Consider the following 20,449-nt stretch of genomic DNA (forward strand, 5'->3'; position numbering starts at 1 on the left):
CCGGTTTCGGTTTTGCCCGGCCTTGCCTATGGTAACGGTGGGTTAATTAAAACAATAACTGGAAGGTGAGCAAACATGCAGAATACCCTGAAAGCGCTGGCGGCGTTGACGCTGCTGGCAGCCAGCTCGCTGGCGGTCGCCGCCGATCTGGGCGACGATATGGACACCCTGGCAGAAAACTACAAAACGGTGCTGAATACCGATTCCGCCGCCACCCTCAAACAGAGCCTGCAAAACATGCGCGCCGCCGCGCAGGACGCCAAACAGGGCACCCCGCCGAAGCTGGAAGACAAAGCCGCCGACAGCCCGGAGATGAAAGATTTTCGTCACGGGCTGGATACCCTGATCGGCCAGATCGATCAGGCGCTGGCGCTGGCCAATCAGGGCAAAGTCGCCGAAGCGAAGCAGCTGGCGCAGGGCTTCAAGCAAACCCGCGACGCCAACCACAAGAAATTCCGCTAACCCGTCAACCGTCGCGCCCGTCTTCCGTCAGATAGGAGGAGGGCGCCTGCCCCAGCACGCGGCGAAACATGGTTGAAAACGCCGCGCTGCTGTCATATCCCATCTCCATCGCCACCTGCGTTACGCTGCGCCCTTCGGCCAGCAGCGCCAACGCCAGCACCACGCAGGCGCGCTGGCGCCATTGCGAAAACGGCAGGCCGGTCTGCGCGCGAAAGAAGCGGCTGAAGGTGCGAATGCTCATGTACAGACGAGGGGCCCACCGCTGCGCGGAGTCGTGAGCGTCGGGGTGCTGCAAAAAGGCGCGGCACAGCTCGCCCAGCCGGGAATCGGCGGGCAGCGGGATGTGCAGGGGCAAGGGCTGCAGCCGAGCCAGCTCATGCAGCAACAGCGTCGCCAGCGCTCCGTCGCGCCCCTCTTGTGCATACTCCAGCGGCATATCCACCGCGGCCATCAACAGCTGGCGCATCAGCGGGGTGACGCTGACCACCTGACAGACCTGCGGCCGTTCGGCGGGCAACGCGCCGGGTTCGAGATACAGGCTGCGGGTGGTGACGCCGACCATCCTCACCGCGTGCGGCATCTGCGGCGGCAGCCACACTGCGTGCTGCGGCGGGACGACCCAATTGCCTTGCTGCGTGAAAACGTGCATGACGCCGGTGGCGCCGTACAACAACTGCGCGCGCCGGTGGCTGTGCATCGGCAGCAGGTGCCCCGGCGGATAATCGGTGCCGATGGCGATCACCGCGCGCGTTACGTGGTCGATGTCATCAATGCGGACGTTGCGCATGTGTTCCCTTTGGCGGGCAGATTGGCCGAAACGCAATGATAGTTGGCCTTTCATATAAAGCAAGCCAACGGCCGTCGCCCTACTATCGGAGCAGAAAAATAACGCTTGTTCGGGGCGCCGCTATTTTATCGGCCATATAGCCCGTGCAAGTTTTCACACCGGGGTGGGACGAAGATTTTCGTTCTCGCAATACAAGAAGTTAATAAGGAATAAATCGTCTTTTTATTCCAACACCTGAAGCAATAGTTCTTAGCGCAGTTCAATGACTATAAGGTGATATTTCATGTATAAGTTCGGTGTGGTTGGCGGCGGAGCCGCCGGGATCGCTTTTGCGTATAACTTTATAAAAAATAAGTCGGTTAATCATTGCAAAAGGCCGCTTTCCCTGACGGTGTTCGACAAGCAGGGCTTCAAGGGCGGTATGGCATACAGCAGCGATTTTGACAGCCATATATTAAATATGACGCCGGAAAATATGTCGGCGGATATTTTCGACGATGCGCACTTCGTCGATTGGATCACCATGCATTTCCCACAGTTTTGCCAGGATCGTTATCCGCCGCGCTGGCTGTATCGTGAATATCTCGATTTTATTCGCGACATGACGATTTATATGGCGGCGGACAGCAACGTAGCGCTGAATTTCATAACCGCCGAAGTGAATGCCATCGCGCCGCTGGAAGCCGACTACCGGCTGACCACCACCTGTGGCGGCGCCGAACAGATGAACGCGCTGGTGCTGTGTTCGGGGCACAACCCGCCGGAATGTCTCTATCCGGTGGATGGGGTGATCGCTTATCAGGCCCACCAGGATCTGCCGCCGATCAACCCTTATTCGAGCATCGGCGTGATCGGCTGCAGCCTGACGGCGATTGACGCCATCGTTGAGCTGATGGAGCGCCTGGGGGCGACCGACATCTGCGCCCTGTCGCGCTCGGGCCTGTTCCCCAGCGTGCAGCCGGCGCTGATGCGTCCGCCGCCGGAGGCGTTTGTGGAGGGGGTGCGGCGCTTTGTCGCCGGCCGCGATTTCATTGACGCGCACCAGCTGGTGCATGCGATCAACGCCGCGCTGGCGCGCCACTATCCGGGGCCGGAGCGGTTGACGGTGCTCTCGGCGCTGGGGGAAAGGCGCGATTGTTACCGCGATCTGGCGGAAAGCCTCGATCGCGCTCGTTTTGCCCGGGAGCATATCTGCAGCTATCTGGCGGCGATCCACCCGGCGGTGTGCGCCGCCTGGGTCAAGATGGATGCCAACAACCGGCAGGTCTTCATGCGCTTTTACAACTCCTCCTGGATGCGCAATCGGCACGCCATGCCGATCAAGAACGCCAACAAGATCGTAGCGGCGTTGGAGAGCCAACGCCTGCGCGCCTGTGGCGGCCTGGCGGATATCAGCAAGGGAACGGACGGGTTTATCCTTCGTTGCCATGAGGCGCGGGTACATGCGCAGTATCTGTTCAACTGCACCACGCCGTCCTATCAACTGCCGCCCAACCGTCTGAGCCAGCAACTGCTGCAAGACGGGCTGGTGCAAGAGAACCTGTTCGGCGGCGTGAAGTGCAACCCGCACACGCTGAAAATCGCCGACCGACGCGGCCGCGAGCAGCATCTCTACTCGCTCGGCGCGCCTGCCAAGGGCGATCTTTTTTACACCTCGGCGATGGAGTCCATCACGCGAGATATCAGCAAGATCGTGTTCAACAACCCTATTTTCAACGCAAAGAAGGCTGAAGCATGAAAAACGTAGCGCTCTTTGTCGGCAACGACATTTTCTCCTGGCTGGTGTGTCAGGATCTGATCGCCACCCTGAAGGGCGAGTGTGCCTTTACGGTGTATTTCCCTCTGGCGAAAAGCGCCGGGCGCACGCAGGAGCCGGCGGTTCGCCGCCTGGGGCTGTATGAGCGCGAAGTGCTGAACGATTTCGTGTTCCCGTTCGTTGGCCGCAACGCTGCCGCCTGCGAGGGGGCCTATCAGCCGCCGGCCCTGTTCCTGGCCGCCGCCGGGGTCAAAGCGCATCGCGTTCTCGACATCAATGACGCCGCGTTTATCAGCAGCCTGGGGCATATGGATGGGGTGATCTCCCTGCGCTGTTATCAGAAATTCTCCGCCGACTATGTGCGCGCCTTCAGCCGACGCGGCAAGCTGCTGTGGAACCTGCATCCGGGGGACTTGCCGCGTTATCGCGGGGTGATGACGCTGTTCCGCGCGTTGATGAACGGTGACAGGGACTGTGCGGTAACGCTGCATGAAATGGATGAGCACTGGGACGCCGGCCCGGTTATCGCCCGCCTGCCCGCCGAGCTGCGTCACGATCTGTCGTTCCTGGAAAACATGATGCTGTTGGGCGTGCAGAGTGGCTCCTTCCTGGCGCGCCGGCTGATGTTGGCGGAGCACAGCGAAGCGATAGCGGCGGAAAAGCAGGGCGATTCGCGCTATTGGGGCTTCCCGGACGCGCAGACGCTGGCGCAGGCGGAACAGGCGGGCATTGAGCTGGTGGACCATGACGCCGTGCGCGAGCAGTATCTGGGGCTGTTCGTCGGCGATCGTTTCCACCCGCTGGCGGGGCAGTTCTGCGCCGGGTTCGACGACTTCGTGCGGGCGCACGGCCATGATTGAAACCTTGATTGTACTGGGTGCCGGTTTTCTGACCGGCATCACCACCATTCTGTTCGGCTTCGGCGGCGGCTTTGTGGTGGTGCCCTTCGTCTATCACCTGATCTCCGCCTCGGGCGAGCAGCCCGGCCAGGCGATGCATATCGCGGTGGCGACCTCGACGGCGGTGATGATCCTCAACGCGAGTTACGCCACGCTGACCAACTGGCGCAGCGGCAACCTGCTGCGCGAAACCATCGTGCCGCTGATCTTTTTCATCGGCATCGGCGCGGCGCTGGGCGCGTTCGCCTCTTCGCTGCTGGCGGACGGCGTGATCCGCGGGCTATTCGTGGCCTATATGGCGGTGACCATCGCCGACTGTCTGTTCCGCCGGGGTTTTTTGATCAAACCGGCGCGCGCCGAACTTTCCCCCGCCACGCTGTGGGGCGGCGGGCCGCTGATCGGCGGCATCGCCACCCTGCTGGGGGTGGGCGGCAGCGTGATGACGGTGCCGCTGCTGCGCCGCCATGGCTACGACATGAAGTATTGCGTCAGCGCCGCCAACCCGCTGTCGATCCCGGTGGCGGTGATCGGCGCGCTGATGTATATCGTGTTGGGGTGGCGCGAGATGAGCGGGCCGCAGTATCTGGGCTACGTCAATCTGAACGTTCTGGGGCTGCTGGTGGTGGCGGGGATTGCGGGGATCGTATTTGCCAGGCGCTGTTTGCCTAAGGTGAGCGATGCGCTGCATGCCAAAATCTACGTGCTGCTGCTGATCGCCGTGCTGATCGCTATCTGCGTCTGAAACAGAAAGGGCGGCCGGATGCCGCCCTGAGAACCGCTTAACGGTGGTATTCGCCCGCCGCTTCCGGCTGGTACAGCAACTCCAGCACTTCAATCCGCGCTTCTTCACCGTTCGGCAATTGCCAGGAAATCTGCTTGCCGACGTGCATGCCGAGCAGCGCTGCGCCCAGCGGCGCCATCACCGACAGCTGATCGTGGCTGTCTTTCAGCGATGCCGGGTAAACCAGCGTGCGCACGTGCTCTTCATCGGTGTGCAGATCGCGAAAACGCACGCGGCTGTTCATGGTCACCACGTTGGCAGGCATTTTCTCCGGCGGCAGGATTTCCGCGCGATCCAACTCGTCGTTCAGCGCGGCGGCGACGTCGGTGTTGGTAAAGGCCGGTTGTTCCAATAGCGCATCCAGGCGTTCCGCATCCAGCTCATTAATAGTAATGATGGGTTTGGTCATTCCACTCTCCAGTCAAATCAAAGGGTGCCAGTCTGTGCACCCATAAATTCGGAAAAACAACACAAAGCAACACCCCCGCGCCAGAGGAGCGGGGGTGTGGGTAATGTCGATTTGTCCCATTGATAGTAGGCGGTTGGGACGAGAAAAGAAAGAGATCCCGATCACGAAGGCTTTTATCGTCAATTGTGGCGAAAGAAACGGTTAGCCCGGTTATCTATTTGTTATCTCATTAACTTTTTCACCGCAGCGCCGTTTTGCGAAATGGATCCCCGCGCGTCATGCGATTTCCACTTCGAACTGGAAAAAACCGGTCTACACAGAAAATCCTACCGGGGGTAGGGTAAAGACATCACAGAAAGCGGGTTATTCAGGTGATGCGCTTTACGGCTTACTGATTAATGTGGGATCTAGGGGTACTGAAAAGTGAATGATGGATCTGCTTCGATAAAAGAAATTGAACAATCCGATGTCAGCGCAGCCGGTGAGATCACCGCTCGGGTGTTGGCGGATATTGCCGCGATGCTGAATGCTGAAAATATTTATACCAATGCGGTGCAGCAACAGATGCTGGAATCGCATATTCGCGCCATGGTGCTGCGTTCAATAACTGGCGAGCCGTTGCCGGAGGTGGATAAATCGTTGTTCGACGAAATCTCCGCCGAATCCATGCAAATGGCGGAGCGCGTGGTGAATCAGTTTGGCACATTGCCTATCGAAGAAGCCTATTTATTGTCAGTGCACTTCGAAGTGGCGAAAGATAATAACGCATAGCGGTTAACGCATCGATTTCAATCAGGAGAATATACCATGGGTCAAATTACCGTAGTGATCGGCGATCGTTTGGGTAAAGGGCAAAAAGTCGGCCAGGGCGTTGAAAACGCAGGCGGAAAAGCGGTGGTTATCCCCGGCGTGGCGGCGGATATGAAGCTGGGTGACGTCATGAAAGCGGAAAACGCGCAGCTGGGCATCTCTTTTTGCGGCAGCGGCGGCGCCGGCGCGATTACCGCGCAAACCAAACACGGCTACAAAGCCAAATACGGTATGCGTTCGGTGGAAGAGGGAGTGACGGCAATTAACGAAGGCTGCAACGTGCTGGGCTTCGGCTTTATGGATAAAGAAGAGTTGGGCCAGAAACTGGTGGAAGCCTACATCAAAAAACATGGCAATCCATAATGAAAGAGCAATATACCACATCGGTAAAGGTGGAGGGTAAAGGCGACAGCAAAGCGAAAGCTTTTGCTTCCGCCTTGGCTAATGTGCAGGGCGCGGTATTAAAGTCCACCAACAATATTCTGCTGCGTATCGAGCCGCAGGACGTCAGCGTCGTGAGAGCGGAAGAGAAAATAACTAAAGAGAAATTTCTTTTCTTCTTTTTGCCGCGTGAAAGAAAGAGCTATGCCGTTTCTTTGGAAATAACCGTGAACGTAACCATTATCAATACAGAGAAGGTTGTCTTCGTCACGAAATAAAAACGTTAGCATAAATGAAAGGGTATACTGATGTTTTTAATCATCTTATTTAAATCGATTATTATCGGTGGGCTGGTGGGGGTCGGCGTAGGGGCCGGCGCCGCACGCATGTTCCACGCGCCGACAACACAGGGCATGGGGGCGTTTCGCACCCTGGGCGAGCTGAATTCCTGCGAGGGCGATCCGGCTTCCCACTTCTCATTCGGTCTGGGCTTCTTCTTCAACGCCTGGGCGTCTTCCGTGGCGGCGGGTTCCTTCACGCAGGACGTCGACCACCGCATCATCCCGCACTGGGGCGCGGCGGCCCTGATGGTCAAGAACCGCAATCTGGCGCAAACGCTGCACGATCCGAAAAAAATGGCCATCGCCTGCGGCATCATCGGCATGCTGGTGGTGGCGTTCCTCAATACCACCGCTTCCGCCGTGCCGGCCGCGCTGCAGGTCACCGCGATCAAGGTGCTGGTGCCAGCGGCCAACCTGCTGGTGAACACCGTGATGCCAGTGATCTTCTGGCTGGCGGCGATCGACGCCGGGCGCCGTTCCGGCTTCTGGGGCACCATCTTCGGCGGCCTGGCGCAGCTGATCATGGGCAACGCCGTGCCGGGCCTGGTGCTGGGCATTCTGATCGGCAAAGGCGTGGAAGAGAGCGGCTGGAACAAGATCACCAAGATCATGATGGCGGTGATCGTGCTGCTGTTCGTGCTGAGCGGCTTCTTCCGCGGCTTCGACATGAAAGTTCTCGAGTCCTTCAGCCTCGGCGTGCCGGGCTGGCTGGACGCCATTCACAACACCCTGAGCGGTAAATAAGGAGCGGGATGATGGAAGAGCAAACCCAAAAAGGCTTCTGGTACGCCGACTGGTCATTCCCGATTTTTGTTGGCCTGCTGTCCTCTGGCGTGTTCGCCGGGACGCACATGTATTACCTGTACGGCATCGGCGCCTTTAACGAAGTGGCGTTCGTTTCCATGCTGCGGGCGGGGATGGATACCGGCGTATACGGCGCGGTGGCGGCGTTCGGCGCCAGCTTCCTGTTCGCGCGCATCATCGAAGGCTCGCTGGTGGGCATCCTGGACATCGGCGGCGCGATCCAGACCGGCGTCGGGCTGGGCGTGCCGGCGCTGCTGCTGGGAGCCGGCATCGTGTTCCCGGTCGCCAACTTCGCCGCTTCGCTGGTGACCGGCCTGGTCATCGGCCTGGCGATCGGTTACGTGATCATCCTGGCGCGCAAATTCACCATCAATCAGAGCAACTCCACCTACGGGGCGGACGTGATGATGGGCGCGGGCAACTCGTCGGGCCGTTTCCTCGGGCCGTTGATCATCCTGTCGGCGATGACCGCCTCGATCCCGATCGGCATCGGTTCGCTGCTCGGCGCGCTGCTGTTCTATATCTGGGGTAAACCGATCACCGGCGGAGCGATCCTCGGCGCGATGATCCTGGGGGCGATCTTCCCGGTAGCCATTTCTTGAGAGGCCTGCGCCAGGCGCCGCCCGATGCGGCGGCGCCCGGGCTAACAGGAGCAATGCGGTATGTATGACTTAGTAATCAGAGGCGCCAGACTGGCGGACGACACGCTGATCGATCTGGCGGTGAAAGACGGCAAAATCGCCTCGGTCGGGCGGCTGGCGGCGGACGTCAGCGCCGTTCGCCAACTGGATCTGGCGGGCAACTGCCGCCTGAGCGCCGGTTGGATCGATGCGCACGTGCACTGCTATCCCGACTCGCCGATTTACCATGACGAGCCGGATCGGGTCGGCGTCGCCAGCGGCGTCACCAGCGTAGTCGATGCCGGCAGCACCGGCGCCGACGATATCGACGCCTTTTATCAGCTGACGCGCAGCGCAAAAACCAACGTGTTCGCCTTCCTCAACATCTCGCGCATCGGCCTGCTGCGGCAGAACGAGCTGGCGGAGTTGACGGACATCGACAAGCGCGAGGCCGGCCAGGCCATCGCCAACCATCCCGGTTTCATTATCGGCATCAAGGCGCGCATGAGCAGCAGCGTGGTGGGCAAGAACGGCACCCGGCCGCTGGTGTTGGCCAAAGAGATCCAGCGGGAAAACCGCCAACTGCCGCTGATGGTGCATATCGGCAACAACCCGCCGGATCTGGACGAGATCGCCGATCTGCTGACCCGTGGCGACATCATCACCCACTGCTACAACGGCAAACCGAACCGCATTCTGACACCGGCGGGCACGCTGCGCGAGTCGATCCAGCGCGCGCTGCGGCGCGGCGTGTTGCTCGACGTGGGGCACGGCACCGCCAGCTTCAGCTTCGAGGTGGCGCGCCAGGCGATCAAGCTGGGCATTTTGCCGCACACCATCAGCTCCGATATTTACTGCCGCAACCGCATAAACGGGCCGGTGCACAGCCTGGCGACGGTGATGTCCAAATTTTTCAGCGTCGGCCTGACGCTGCCGCAGGTGATCGCCTGCGTGACGGAGAACGCCGCGTCGGCGCTGCAGCTCAGCGGCAAAGGGCGGCTGGAGCCGGGCTATGACGCCGATTTCACGCTGTTTGAACTGCGCCGCGAACCGCAGGTGTTCGCCGACGCCGAGGGGCAAACCGCCGAGGGCGAACAGCTGTTGGTGCCGCTGGCCGCGGTGGTGGCCGGGGAAATCCTATTAACCGAACAAGGGGAGGCAAGCGATGTCTTCGATTTATGAAAAATACGGTTTGAAGCAGGTGATCAACACCTCCGGCCGCATGACCATTCTCGGCGTTTCCACGCCGCGCCAGGATGTGATCGACGCCGTTGACTACGGCCTGAATCACTATTTCGAAATCAAGGATCTGGTCAACAAGACCGGCGCCTACATCGCCGATCTGCTCAACGTGGAGGACGCGGTGATCGTTTCCTGCGCCTCGGCGGGCATCGCCCAGTCGGTGGCGGCAGCGATCGTCAAAGATAACGCCAATCTGCTGGTGAACCTGCACTCGGCGCCGATCGCCGTGCCGCGTGAGATCGTGTTGCCGCGCGGCCACAACGTCAACTTCGGCGCGCCGGTGGACACCATGGTGGCGCTGGGCGGCGGCAAGGTGGTGGAAGCGGGCTACGCCAACGAATGTTCGCCGGAGCAGATTGAAGCCTGCATCACGCCGCAGACGGCGGCGATCCTGTACGTCAAATCGCACCACTGCGTGCAGAAAAGCATTCTGTCCGTCGAACAGGCGGCGGTGGTGGCGCGCAAGCATAACCTGCCGCTGATCGTCGACGCCGCGGCGGAAGAAGATCTGATGTGTTACTACCAGATGGGAGCCGATCTGGTGATCTACAGCGGCGCCAAAGCCATCGAGGGGCCGACCAGCGGCCTGGTTATCGGCAAGAAACAGTACGTCGAGTGGGTGAAGCTGCAGTCCGGCGGCATCGGCCGGGCGATGAAGGTCGGCAAAGAGGGCATCCTCGGCCTGACGCAGGCGATCGAAAGCTATCTGACGCTTGAGAAAACCACCGGGCAACAGATGGTGGCGCGGATGACGCCGTTCCTCGACAGCCTCAACACCCTGACCGGCATCAGCGCCAGAACCGTCTGGGACAGCGCCGGCCGCGATATCGCCCGCGCCGAGATCGCCTTCGACGAAGCGGTGCTGGGGCGGTCGACCTATGACATCGTCCAGGCGCTGAAAACCGGCGACATCGCCATCTACTTCCGCGGCTACAAGGCCAACGAGGGCAAGATTGAGGTCGACGTGCGCAGCGTCGATGAGCAACAGCTGATGACCGTCTTTACCTGTATCAAAAACCTGTTTACGGAGAAACAAGCATGAAGCTGCAGCCTAACTACTATCGCGACCGCGTCTGCCTGAACGTGCTGGCCGGCTCCAAAGCCAACGCGCAGGACATCTACGCCGCGGCGGAAGGCCATGTGCTGGTGGGCGTGCTCTCCAAGAACTACCCGGACGTCGACAGCGCGGTGACCGACATGCTGCGCTATGCGCGCCTGATCGAAAACGCGCTCTCGGTCGGCCTGGGCGCCGGCGATCCGAAGCAGTCGGCGATGGTCAGCCTGATCGCTCAGCAGGTGCAGCCGCAGCACGTCAACCAGGTGTTTACCGGCGTTGGCGCCAGCCGCGCGCTGCTGGGCCAGAACGACAGCGTGGTCAACGGCCTGGTATCGCCGACCGGCCGCGTCGGTTGGGTGAAGATCTCTACCGGCCCATTGAGCGCCGCGGCGCCGGACGGCATCGTGCCGGTGGAAACCGCCATCGCCCTGCTGAAAGACATGGGCGGCAGCTCCATCAAGTATTTCCCGATGGGCGGCCTGAAGTGCAAGGACGAATATCAGTACGTAGCCAAGGCCTGCGCTGAGCATGACTTTATGCTGGAGCCGACCGGCGGCATCGATCTGGAGAACTACGAGCCGATCGTCGAGATCGCGCTGGCGGCCGGCGTGAAACGCGTGATCCCGCATATCTACAGTTCGATCATCGACGCCGCCAGCGGCGATACGCGCCCACAGGACGTGAAAACCCTGCTGGCGATGACCAAAAAGCTGGTGGGCTGAACGCGCAATGGGATGAGGTAAAGGCTGGGAGGCGAAGGCTTTCCCCTGGCGCGGCATGCCGCGCCGTTACCTATACTCAGGTCTGAGGATAACTATGCGAAACTGGCAGGCTCCAACCCGACGCACCGCGTTGTTCCTGGCGCTGCTGGCCGTGACCGGCCCGGCGCTGCATGCTGAGGATGCAATGAATTCCACGTCATCTCATTTCGCCTATATCGGCACCTACAATCCCAACGGCGAAGGCGTTTACCGGGTGCAGGTCGATCCGGCCAGCGGCGCGCTGAGTCACACTACGCTGGTCAGCAAAGTGCCGAATCCGGCGCAGCTGACGCTGGGCGCTGATGGCAAGACGCTGTATGTCGCCAGCGAAGTGGCCGATTTCAACGGCGGCAAGCACGGCGGCATCACCGCTTACCGGGTCAATCCGGCCGACGGCGGCCTGACGCAGCTCAACCAGGTGGATTCGCAGGGAGCGGGGCCGGTGTATCTCTCATCGACGCCGGACGGGCGCCATCTGCTGGTGGCGAACTATGTCAGCGGCAGCGTGGCGGCTTTCCCGATCGAAGCGGACGGCAGCCTGGGCGCCGCCAGCTCGGTGCAGCAACAGCAGGGCCCGGCGGGCGCGGCCAAACCGGCGGCGGCGGTGAACGGCAGCTTCGCCATCAGCGATCACAACGGCCCGCATGCCCATATGATCGCCAGCGATCCGAGCGGCAAGTTCGTGTTCTCCACCGATCTGGGGTTGGATCGCATCTACCAATGGCGCTTTGACGCCGCGAGTGGCCGGCTGACGCCGAACGATCCGCCGTGGATCGCCGCCTCTTCCGCCGGCGCGGGTCCGCGTCACTTTGTGTTCCATCCGGACGGCGAAACCGTGCTGCTGGTGAACGAAGAGGCCTCGACGTTGACCAGCTACCGTTTTGATCGCCAAAAAGGTACTCTGAAACAACTGCATGCGGTTTCCGCGCTGCCCGCCGACTATCAGGGCACCAGCTTCGCTTCGGGGCTGGCGCTCAGCAAGAACGGCGACACGCTGTACGTCGCCAACCGGCTGCATAACAGCATTGCCCAGTTCAGCGTGGGCGCCGGCGGTGAGTTGAAACCGGTGGCGGAAACCTGGACGCGCGGCGATTACCCGCGTTCGCTGGCGCTGAGCCCGGATGGCCGCTATCTGTATGCGTTGAACCAGCGCAGCGATAACGTCACCCGCTTCAGCGTAAACCCGACGGACGGCAAACTCAGCGTTGTGGGCGGCTATCTACCGATCGGCAGCCCCTCGCAAATGGTGTTCCTGCCGCCGCCGAAGTAACCCGTGGCCCGCCCGGTTCGCCGGGCGGGTCGCCTGATTGACGGACACAGAATGGTGCGATTTCCTTACCCGCGTTTGGCTTACTTGTTCGATGCTTTGCAAACCGAGACTTTGCCGCAGGATGAGCTGGCGAAGCGTTTCGCCGTGTCCACCCGCACGGTGCGGGCGGACATCACCGCGCTGAACGAGATTCTGGACAAATACGGCGCGCGTTTCGTGCATAACCGCGGTGCCGGCTATCGTCTGCAGGTCGATAACGCCGCGCTGTTCAGCGCCCTGCAGCATCAGGAGCGCCGCAAGCATGCCACCCCGCGCAGCGCGCAGGAGCGTGTGCATTATCTGCTGGTGCGTTTTTTGACCTCAGCCTTCTCCCTTAAACTGGAAGATCTGGCCGACGAGTGGTTCGTCAGCCGCGGTACGTTGCAAAACGACATGGCTGAGGTGAGAGAGCGTCTGGCGCACTATCAATTGACGATTGAAACCAAGCCGCGTTACGGCATGAAGCTGTTCGGCACGGAGATGGCGATCCGCGCCTGCCTGACCGATCTGCTGTTCCAACTGCAGCTGGCCGACGCCGAGAACCCGCTGCTCAACAACGAGATCCTGCTGCAGCCGCAGGTAGCGGCGTTTGCCGGATTGCTGCACCCGCTGCTGTCGCAATACGCCATTCGCCTGACCGACGAGGGTGAGCAGTACCTGATCTTCTACTGCGCGGTGGCGCTGCGGCGCATCAACGACGGCTATCCGCTGCCGGACTTCGAGGTGGAAGACGGCGACGATGCGGTGCGCCAGGTATCGACCCGCCTGGCGGCGGAACTGCGTTCGGCCTCCGGCAAAGAGATCTCGATGGCCGAAGAGGCCTATCTGCGGGTCAATATCGCCGCGCGGCGCGTGCAGGACGTGCAGCCGACCGAGATCAACGCCGACGATGAAGAAGCGCTGGTGGACTACATCCTGTCCTACATCAACGCACACTATAACTACAACCTGCAGGGCGACGAGCAGCTGCGGGCCGATCTGCTCACCCATATCAAGACCATGATTACGCGGGTGAAATACCAGATCAATATCCCCAATCCGCTGTTGGCCAACATCAAGCAGCACTATCCGATGGCTTACGACGTGACGCTGGCGGCGGTCTCCAGCTGGGGCAAATACACCCCCTATACCCTGAGCGAGAATGAGATAGGCTATCTGGTGCTGCACATCGGCGTGGGGCTGGAGCGGCATTACAACATCGGTTATGAACGCCACCCGCAGGTGATGCTGGTGTGCGATACCGGCAACTCGACGGTGCGCATGATCCAGGCGCAGATTGCGCGTAAGTATCCGCAGCTGGTGATGACGCGCATCGTCTCGCTGCGCGATTACGAGATGCTTGCGCATATCGACGAAGACTTCGTGATTTCCAACGCCCGCATCGGCGAAAAGAACAAGCCGGTGGTGGTGATGTCGCCGTTCCCAACCGATTACCAGCTGGAGCAGCTGGGCAAGCTGGTGCTGGTGGATCGCACCCGACCGTACATGCTGGAGAAGTTTTTCGACGCCGAGCATTTCATGGTGCTCAACGAGCCGCTGACGCAGGCGGAACTGTTCAGCCGGGTGTGCGGCCAGCTGGAGCGGGAAGGGTACGTAGGCGCGGACTTTTATCCGTCGGTGGTCGAACGCGAGGCGATCGTCTCCACCTTGCTGGGCGAGGGCATCGCGCTGCCGCACTCGCTGGGGCTGCTGGCCAAAAAGACCGTGGTGGTGACGCTGCTGGCGCCGCAGGGCGTCGCCTGGGGAGAAGGCGAGGTCGCGCACGTGATTTTCCTGCTGGCGATCAGCAAGAGCGACTATGAAGAGGCGATGGCGATCTACGAGCTGTTTGTCACCTTCGTGCGTGAACGCTCAATGAGCCGCCTGCTGAGCAGCGACAGCTTCGACAGCTTTAAAGCGGTGGCGCTGGACTGCCTGAGCCGGAGCTGAGTGGGAGAGGATATGGGGGATTGGGCGCAAAGGTGCGCCCTCAGCGGCTAATCTTCATCAAACCCGGAGTTGAACAGCTCGACGACCGCCTCCAGCGCGTTGACTTCGTCGGGGCCGGTCGCTTCGACTTCGATATGCCGGCCCTGGGCGGAGTCCAGCATCAGCAGCGCGATGACGCTGCTGGCCTCGGCTTCGGTGCCGCTTTCGTTGCGCAGCATCACTTCGGCGTCGAAGCTTTGCACCAGCTCGAACAGTTTCATCGCCGGGCGCGCGTGCATGCCCAGCTTGTTTTTGATTTCAACCGTCTGTTTGACCGTCATTGTTTACGCTTTTCCAGCGTGCGGTGGCGCGACTGCACGTTCTTGCCGCGCGAGCGGAAGTAATCGGCCAGCTGTTCCGCCACGTACACCGAGCGGTGCTTGCCGCCGGTACAGCCGATGGCGACCGTCAGGTAGCTGCGGTTGTTGGTTTCCAGCATCGGCAGCCATTGCTCCAGGTAGCTGCGGGTCTGGTAGATGAAGTTGTGCACTTCAGTATGGCGATCGAGGAACGACGCGACCGGCTTATCCAGACCGGTCATCGGCCGCAGCTTCGGATCCCAGTGCGGGTTCGGCAGGAAGCGCACGTCGAACACGTAGTCGGCGTCGATCGGGATGCCGTGCTTGAAGCCGAAGGATTCGAACACCATGGTCAGCTCGCGCTCACGCTTGCCCAGCAGGCGGGTGCGCAGCATTTCGGCCAGTTCGTGCACCGACATTTCCGAGGTGTCGATAATCAGGTCAGCCCGCGAGCGCAGCGGTTCGAGCAGATCGCTCTCTTCGTCGATGGCGCTTTCCAGCGACAGGTTTTTGCTGGAGAGCGGGTGCAGGCGGCGGGTGTCGCTGTAACGGCGGATCAGCGTGTTGCGATCGGCGTCGAGGAACAGCAGCTGCGGCGAGAAGCTGTCCGGCAGCTGAGTCATCGCGTATTCGAACACTTCCGGCGATTCCGGCATGTTGCGCACGTCGATGCTGACCGCCGCGGAGATATTGCGTTCCGCCAGCGTATTGGCGAGCTGCGGCAGCAGCACCACCGGCAGGTTGTCAACGCAGTAAAAACCCATGTCTTCCAGCGCCCGCAAGGCGACGGATTTTCCGGAACCGGAACGGCCGCTGACAATCATCAGCACCATGTGGCAACTCCCCTGGCATCGCGGTGGCGTTCATCGCCACCGGTGGAAACTTTGTTATTCCGGCCGAGGCCGGATCCATCATCGTGAAACAGTAACGTTATCCGGGCTGGAAGTCACGCCGGCCGGGCATTACTCGGTGATGATTTGGTAAAGTTCTTCGTCGCTTTGCGCGGCGCGCAGGCGGCGGCATACGGTTTTGTCGGCCAGGCGTTTGGCGACCAGCGACAGGGTATGCAAATGGGTTTTGCACTGATCGGCAGGCACCAGCAGCGCGAACAGCAGGTCGACCGGCTGGTTGTCGATAGCGTCGAAAGCGATGGGTTGGTCGAGACGGATAAACACGCCAACGGCCCGCAGTGTGTCCTCTTCCAGTTTGCCGTGGGGAATGGCGATACCGTTGCCGATACCGGTGCTGCCCATGCGCTCCCGGGTGAGAACCGCGTCAAACACCACCTGCGAAGGCAGATTGAGCTGTTTGGCGGCCAGTTCGCTGATAATTTCCAAAGCCCGCTTCTTGCTGGTGCAGTGTACCGAGCTTTTGGTGCACTCGATGTTTAACACCGAGCTTAATTGCATATATTCGTTGTTCATCTCATCTTCACTTAAAACCGCGCCGCCGGGCGCACCCGGCAAGGCGGTTTTTCGTCGGTTTTAACCCTGATTACCGTTCGGCGCGTCACCCATGCGGGTCACGCGCCGAAGGGCGAGGCGGCGACGGATGCCGCCTCATGGAGTGGGTTAGGGTGTCAGTGTTGCTTCAATTTGTCTTTATGTTTGTTCAATTGACGTGCCAATTTGTCGATCAGCGTATCAATTGCGGCATACATATTCTCGTCTTCCGAGGTGGCGTGCAACTCGCCTCCATTCACGTGCACCGTTGCTTCCGCAATTTGCTGCACTTTTTCCACACTTAATACAACATACACCTGATTGATGCGATCAAAATACTGTTCGAGTTTGGCGAACTTGTTGTTCACGAACTCGCGCAACGGATCGGTGATTTCGATGTGGTGTCCGGTAATGTTGAGCTGCATAGTGTCTTCCTTCTCAATAGAGGTCAAACCAACTGTTTACGCTGGTTCGACGGCGGGATGGACAAAGACTCTCGGTACTTGGCGACGGTGCGCCGCGCCACGATGATCCCCTGATCGGCGAGCAGGGTGGCCAGCTTGCTGTCGCTGAGTGGCTTGGCGGGGTTTTCCGCCGCAATCAATTTCTTCACCAACGCGCGGATCGCCGTCGAGGAGGCTTCGCCGCCGCTGTCGGTATTCACGTGGCTGGAGAAGAAATACTTCAATTCAAAAATGCCGCGCGGGCTGTGCAGAAACTTCTGCGTGGTGACGCGCGAGATCGTCGATTCATGCATCTCCACGGCCTGGGCGATATCCGCCAGCACCATGGGTTTCATAAACTCTTCACCTTGCTCGAAGAACGCCTGCTGTTGGCTGACGATGCAGCGGGTGACTTTCAGCAGCGTCTCGTTGCGGCTCTCCAGGCTTTTAATCAGCCACTTGGCTTCCTGCAGGTTGCTGCGGATAAACTGGCCGTCGGCTTCGCTGCGGGCGCTGTTGCCCAGCGCGGCGTACTGCTGATTGATCTTCAAACGCGGCACGCTGTCGCCGTTGAGCTCGACCGTCCATTTGTTCTGCGTCTTGCGCACCAGCACGTCCGGGATCACGTATTCCGACTCGCCGGTATTGATCGACTGCCCCGGGCGCGGATCGAGCGACTGAATCAGCAGCATCGCTTCTTTCAGTGTATCTTCTTTTAGCCGGGTTGATCGCATCAGGCTGCGAAAGTCGTGGTTGGCCAACAGATCCAGATGGTCGCTGATGATCAGCCGCGCTTCGGCCAGGTAAGGGGTGTCTTTGGCGTATTGGGAGAGCTGCACCAGCAGGCAATCGCGCAGATCGCGCGCGGCGACGCCGATCGGATCGAAACGCTGCACGCGCTTCAATACCGCCTCGACTTCCTCGAGGGTCACGTTCTCGTCGCCCAGGCTTTCCAGAATGTCTTCCAGCGGCACGGTGAGATAGCCGGTGTCGTCCACCGCGTCGACGATGGAGGTGGCGATGGCGGCGTCGGTATCGGAGAACGGCGTCAGATCCACCTGCCACATCAGGTAATCCTGCAGCGTTTGGGTGGTCTCGCCCTGATAGACCGGCAGTTCGTCGTCGCTGTAGTCGGTGCCGGTGCCGGACGGCGTGCCGGCGGTGTAGATCTCATCCCAGGTGGCGTCCAGCGGCAGCTCTTCCGGCATGTCTTTCTGTTCCAGCGCCTCGCGGGTATCGAGCCCCTCGGTCTCCTGGGTTTCTTTGGCGTCGATTTCGTCGTGCAGATCGGTCTGTTCAAGCAGCGGATTGCTCTCCAGCGCCAGCTGGATTTCTTGCTGAAGCTCAAGCGTGGACAACTGCAGCAGGCGGATCGCCTGCTGGAGCTGAGGAGTCATGGCCAGCTGTTGGCTGAGCCTGAGTTGCAAACCTTGCTTCATAGTTTTCTGTCTACTTCCGTTAACGGTGTCGCCCCGCAGGGCGCGCCGGCGCTTAGAGGCGGAACTCTTCGCCCAGATAAACGCGTTTAACCTGCTCGTCGGCCAGAATAGCATCCGGCGTGCCGTGGGCAATCAGTTTGCCCTGGCTGACGATGTAGGCGCGTTCACACACGTCCAGCGTCTCGCGCACGTTGTGGTCGGTGATCAGCACGCCCAGGCCGCTGTCACGCAGGTGCTCGATGATTTTCTTGATATCGATAACGGAAATCGGATCCACCCCGGCGAAGGGTTCGTCCAGCAGTATGAATTTCGGGTTGGCCGCCAGCGCGCGGGCGATTTCGACGCGGCGACGCTCACCGCCGGACAGCGCCTGGCCAAGGCTGTCGCGCAGATGGGAGATATGGAACTCTTCCATCAGCTCCTTGGCGCGGTCTTCGCGCTGTTCGCTGGTGAGGTCGGGGCGAATCTCCAGCACCGCCATCAGGTTGTCGTACACGCTCAGGCGGCGGAAGATCGACGCTTCCTGCGGCAGGTAACCGATGCCGCGGCGCGCGCGGGCGTGCAGCGGCAGCAGGCTGATGTCTTCTTCGTCGATCACGATGCGCCCGGCGTCGCGCGGCACGATGCCGACCACCATGTAGAAGGTGGTGGTTTTACCGGCGCCGTTCGGCCCGAGCAGGCCGACGATCTCGCCGGATTTCACTTTCAGGCTGACGTCTTCGACAACTTTACGGCCCTTGTAGGCTTTCGCCAGGTTTTCTGCGATGAGTGTTGCCATAAGTGATTAGTTACTCTTTTTCTGCTCGTTTTTGTCTTGCAACTGCGACGGTACCAGAACCGTTGTCACGCGTTTGCCTTTGTCGCTAAACGCCTGCATTTGCTGCTGTTGCACCAGATAGGTGATGCGATCGCCTTTCACGTTGCTGTCGAGCTGCTCCAGATAGGCGTTGCCCGTCAGGGTCACCAGCTGGGTCGCCACGTCGTAACGCACTTTCTGCGCGTGGCCTTTGACCGGCTTGCCGCTGTCCTGCATCTGGTAGAAGGTTACCGGGTTGCCGAACGCTTCAATATAGGTCTTATTCTGATCTCCGCCCGGGCGGGTGACCACCACCTTGTCGGCGCGAATATCGATGGTGCCTTGCTTGATCACCACGTTGTCGGTGAAGGTGCTGACGTTGCTCTGCATGTCCAACGACTGCTTGAGCGAGTCGATGCTGACCGGCTGGCTGGAGTCGGATTTCAGCGCCAGAGCGGGGGCGCTGGCGGCCAAAACTAAGCTGCCGAGCAACAGGTTACGGAGTTGGTTTTTGGTTCTGAATTTCATAGTTGGTCTTAACCTTATCAATCAGCTCAGCGGTTTTGGTCCGCAGGTTCCCACGCATTTTCATGCCGTTAGAGGTAAAATTGGTCCCGTAAATCGTGACTTCGTCATCGGAGGTGACGTCCTGGGTGACCAGGTTTACCTGAGCGTTGTCCGTCTTAATTTTTTCCAGCTGCGAGGTGGTGGTCAGGCTGTTTACCTCGACGTGACCATACAGATACAGCATCCGGTCTTTCGTCAGTTTGGCGCGATCGGCGCGAACTGACCAGGTGGCCACCGCATTCTCATCGAACAGCGTCATTACCGGCTGGGTGAACCAGCTCAGCTCGCCGGCGGTGTAATACTTCGCGTCTTCCGCCACCAGTTTGTAATTCAGCTTGCCGGCCGGGTTGTACACCACGGTGACCGTGTGCTGGCTCTGGTAGGTCGGATCCTTATCGTTGACCGGGCCAGGGGCCGTGTCGTCGCTAAAATCCGTCATGTTCCAGCCGATCAGCGCCAGAACGATCACCGTCAACAGGATGGTGATCCACAGTTTGGTTTTACTCATATCGACAGCCCTTTGGCGTCCTCCAGCTTATTTTGAGCCAAAAGAATGATGTCGCACAGTTCGCGCACCGCGCCGCGGCCGCCGGCAATGCGGGTGACGTAGTGGGCGCGCGGCGTCAGCAGCGGGTGGGCGTCCGCCACCGCGACCGCCAGGCCGACCTGCGCCATCACCGGCCAGTCGATCAGGTCATCGCCGATATAGGCGACCTGATCCGCCGTTAACGACAGTTTATCCAACAGTTCGCGGAAGGCCAAAAGCTTATCGGATTGCCCCTGATACAGATGGGTGATACCGAGCGTCTGCGCGCGGTCTTCCAGCAGCTTGGCGGAGCGACCGGTGATGATCGCCACCTCGATGTCCGAGGTTTTCAAGCAGCGGATGCCGTAGCCGTCGCGCACGTTGAACGCTTTCAATTCTTCACCGTTGTTGCCCATGAAGATCAGGCCGTCCGACAGCACGCCGTCAACGTCGCAAATCAACAGGCGGATGTTCCCGGCACGCGCCATAACCTCTTGTTCTACCGGCCCGTAGCAGGTTTCTACCATACCCATTCCGTTCTATTCCTTAA

At 60.2% G+C, this 20,449-nt stretch carries 25 protein-coding genes; 14 read left to right on the plus strand and 11 right to left on the minus strand.

What is annotated here, in order from left to right; genetic code table 11:
- The first annotated feature begins 75 nt into the window (after positions 1-75).
- Positions 76-462, plus strand: a complete 387-nt coding sequence (gene cybC / locus ACJ8HH_RS16490; protein WP_033636156.1) for a cytochrome b562 — start codon at positions 76-78, stop codon at positions 460-462.
- Positions 463-466: 4 nt separating this feature from the next.
- Here the strand turns inward: cybC and ACJ8HH_RS16495 are convergent, their stop codons facing one another.
- Positions 467-1,249, minus strand: coding sequence for an AraC family transcriptional regulator (locus tag ACJ8HH_RS16495; protein ID WP_033648987.1), 783 nt, complete (start codon positions 1,247-1,249; stop codon positions 467-469).
- Between the two features lie 283 nt (positions 1,250-1,532).
- On the opposite strand from ACJ8HH_RS16495, the gene ACJ8HH_RS16500 reads away from it, so the two are divergent.
- From ACJ8HH_RS16500 to ACJ8HH_RS16510, 3 genes are read left to right on the plus strand one after another with little or no spacing between them, the layout of a single operon-like run.
- Positions 1,533-2,987 carry an FAD/NAD(P)-binding protein gene (locus tag ACJ8HH_RS16500; RefSeq protein ID WP_033648988.1) on the plus strand — a complete coding sequence of 485 codons (1,455 nt, stop codon included), beginning with the start codon at positions 1,533-1,535 and terminating at the stop codon, positions 2,985-2,987.
- The gene (locus tag ACJ8HH_RS16505; RefSeq protein WP_060388258.1) at positions 2,984-3,865 is read left to right on the plus strand and encodes a formyltransferase family protein; all 882 of its coding nucleotides are present in this window, start codon (positions 2,984-2,986) and stop codon (positions 3,863-3,865) included. Before ACJ8HH_RS16500 ends, ACJ8HH_RS16505 begins: the two co-directional genes overlap by 4 nt.
- Complete coding sequence (locus ACJ8HH_RS16510; protein WP_033636153.1) at positions 3,858-4,646, plus strand: sulfite exporter TauE/SafE family protein; 789 nt, start codon at positions 3,858-3,860, stop codon at positions 4,644-4,646. The genes ACJ8HH_RS16505 and ACJ8HH_RS16510 overlap by 8 nt, the downstream gene beginning before the upstream one ends.
- A gap of 37 nt (positions 4,647-4,683) precedes the next feature.
- Here ACJ8HH_RS16510 and rnk read toward each other — a convergent pair whose 3' ends face one another.
- Positions 4,684-5,094, minus strand: a complete 411-nt coding sequence (gene rnk, locus ACJ8HH_RS16515) for a nucleoside diphosphate kinase regulator (protein WP_060451950.1) — start codon at positions 5,092-5,094, stop codon at positions 4,684-4,686.
- Positions 5,095-5,538: 444 nt separating this feature from the next.
- Between rnk and ACJ8HH_RS16520 the strand changes: the two genes are divergently transcribed.
- From ACJ8HH_RS16520 to ACJ8HH_RS16565, 10 genes are all read left to right on the plus strand, one after another.
- A complete protein-coding gene (locus ACJ8HH_RS16520; RefSeq protein ID WP_089185451.1) occupies positions 5,539-5,865 on the plus strand; it encodes a glycine dehydrogenase in 327 nt (108 codons plus the stop codon).
- 36 nt (positions 5,866-5,901) lie between these two features.
- The gene (locus ACJ8HH_RS16525; RefSeq protein ID WP_033636151.1) at positions 5,902-6,267 is read left to right on the plus strand and encodes a glycine-rich SFCGS family protein; all 366 of its coding nucleotides are present in this window, start codon (positions 5,902-5,904) and stop codon (positions 6,265-6,267) included.
- Complete coding sequence (locus tag ACJ8HH_RS16530) at positions 6,267-6,563, plus strand: DUF4312 family protein (RefSeq protein WP_033636150.1); 297 nt, start codon at positions 6,267-6,269, stop codon at positions 6,561-6,563. The genes ACJ8HH_RS16525 and ACJ8HH_RS16530 overlap by 1 nt, the downstream gene beginning before the upstream one ends.
- A 30-nt stretch (positions 6,564-6,593) precedes the next feature.
- On the plus strand, positions 6,594-7,370 hold the full coding sequence (locus tag ACJ8HH_RS16535; RefSeq protein WP_004937006.1) for a DUF4311 domain-containing protein: 777 nt from the start codon (positions 6,594-6,596) through the stop codon (positions 7,368-7,370).
- A gap of 11 nt (positions 7,371-7,381) precedes the next feature.
- A complete protein-coding gene (locus ACJ8HH_RS16540; RefSeq protein ID WP_033636148.1) occupies positions 7,382-8,032 on the plus strand; it encodes a DUF4310 family protein in 651 nt (216 codons plus the stop codon).
- A gap of 60 nt (positions 8,033-8,092) precedes the next feature.
- Positions 8,093-9,232 carry an amidohydrolase/deacetylase family metallohydrolase gene (locus ACJ8HH_RS16545; protein ID WP_041036830.1) on the plus strand — a complete coding sequence of 380 codons (1,140 nt, stop codon included), beginning with the start codon at positions 8,093-8,095 and terminating at the stop codon, positions 9,230-9,232.
- The gene (locus tag ACJ8HH_RS16550; RefSeq protein ID WP_060451951.1) at positions 9,216-10,334 is read left to right on the plus strand and encodes a DgaE family pyridoxal phosphate-dependent ammonia lyase; all 1,119 of its coding nucleotides are present in this window, start codon (positions 9,216-9,218) and stop codon (positions 10,332-10,334) included. Before ACJ8HH_RS16545 ends, ACJ8HH_RS16550 begins: the two co-directional genes overlap by 17 nt.
- On the plus strand, positions 10,331-11,071 hold the full coding sequence (dagF, locus tag ACJ8HH_RS16555) for a 2-dehydro-3-deoxy-phosphogluconate aldolase (RefSeq protein ID WP_033648993.1): 741 nt from the start codon (positions 10,331-10,333) through the stop codon (positions 11,069-11,071). The genes ACJ8HH_RS16550 and dagF overlap by 4 nt, the downstream gene beginning before the upstream one ends.
- 94 nt (positions 11,072-11,165) lie before the next feature.
- A complete protein-coding gene (locus tag ACJ8HH_RS16560) occupies positions 11,166-12,380 on the plus strand; it encodes a lactonase family protein (protein ID WP_060451952.1) in 1,215 nt (404 codons plus the stop codon).
- Positions 12,381-12,431: 51 nt separating this feature from the next.
- A complete protein-coding gene (locus ACJ8HH_RS16565) occupies positions 12,432-14,348 on the plus strand; it encodes a BglG family transcription antiterminator (protein ID WP_033648995.1) in 1,917 nt (638 codons plus the stop codon).
- A 47-nt stretch (positions 14,349-14,395) separates the two neighbouring features.
- Here ACJ8HH_RS16565 and npr read toward each other — a convergent pair whose 3' ends face one another.
- The 9 genes from npr to kdsC all read right to left on the minus strand — a co-directional run bounded on the left by npr (position 14,396) and on the right by kdsC (position 20,432).
- On the minus strand, positions 14,396-14,668 hold the full coding sequence (gene npr / locus ACJ8HH_RS16570) for a PTS phosphocarrier protein NPr (protein WP_033648996.1): 273 nt from the start codon (positions 14,666-14,668) through the stop codon (positions 14,396-14,398).
- Complete coding sequence (gene rapZ / locus ACJ8HH_RS16575) at positions 14,665-15,519, minus strand: RNase adapter RapZ (protein WP_015379177.1); 855 nt, start codon at positions 15,517-15,519, stop codon at positions 14,665-14,667. The genes npr and rapZ overlap by 4 nt, the downstream gene beginning before the upstream one ends.
- Before the next feature lie 129 nt (positions 15,520-15,648).
- Positions 15,649-16,110, minus strand: coding sequence for a PTS IIA-like nitrogen regulatory protein PtsN (gene ptsN / locus ACJ8HH_RS16580; protein WP_016930212.1), 462 nt, complete (start codon positions 16,108-16,110; stop codon positions 15,649-15,651).
- Positions 16,111-16,265: 155 nt separating this feature from the next.
- Entirely contained in the window at positions 16,266-16,553 is a 288-nt protein-coding gene (hpf, locus tag ACJ8HH_RS16585; protein WP_004937038.1) for a ribosome hibernation promoting factor, read from the minus strand.
- Between the two features lie 23 nt (positions 16,554-16,576).
- Positions 16,577-18,010, minus strand: coding sequence for an RNA polymerase factor sigma-54 (gene rpoN, locus ACJ8HH_RS16590; protein ID WP_033648997.1), 1,434 nt, complete (start codon positions 18,008-18,010; stop codon positions 16,577-16,579).
- A gap of 52 nt (positions 18,011-18,062) precedes the next feature.
- The gene (gene lptB / locus ACJ8HH_RS16595) at positions 18,063-18,788 is read right to left on the minus strand and encodes an LPS export ABC transporter ATP-binding protein (protein ID WP_004937040.1); all 726 of its coding nucleotides are present in this window, start codon (positions 18,786-18,788) and stop codon (positions 18,063-18,065) included.
- Between the two features lie 6 nt (positions 18,789-18,794).
- A complete protein-coding gene (gene lptA / locus ACJ8HH_RS16600) occupies positions 18,795-19,334 on the minus strand; it encodes a lipopolysaccharide ABC transporter substrate-binding protein LptA (protein WP_004937045.1) in 540 nt (179 codons plus the stop codon).
- Entirely contained in the window at positions 19,303-19,881 is a 579-nt protein-coding gene (gene lptC, locus ACJ8HH_RS16605) for an LPS export ABC transporter periplasmic protein LptC (protein WP_033636134.1), read from the minus strand. The genes lptA and lptC overlap by 32 nt, the downstream gene beginning before the upstream one ends.
- A complete protein-coding gene (gene kdsC, locus ACJ8HH_RS16610) occupies positions 19,878-20,432 on the minus strand; it encodes a 3-deoxy-manno-octulosonate-8-phosphatase KdsC (RefSeq protein ID WP_021505108.1) in 555 nt (184 codons plus the stop codon). The genes lptC and kdsC overlap by 4 nt, the downstream gene beginning before the upstream one ends.
- Positions 20,433-20,449 lie beyond the last annotated feature (17 nt).

It is taken from the genome of Serratia sp. CY32780 (assembly GCF_052169135.1).
GTDB lineage: Bacteria > Pseudomonadota > Gammaproteobacteria > Enterobacterales > Enterobacteriaceae > Serratia > Serratia sarumanii.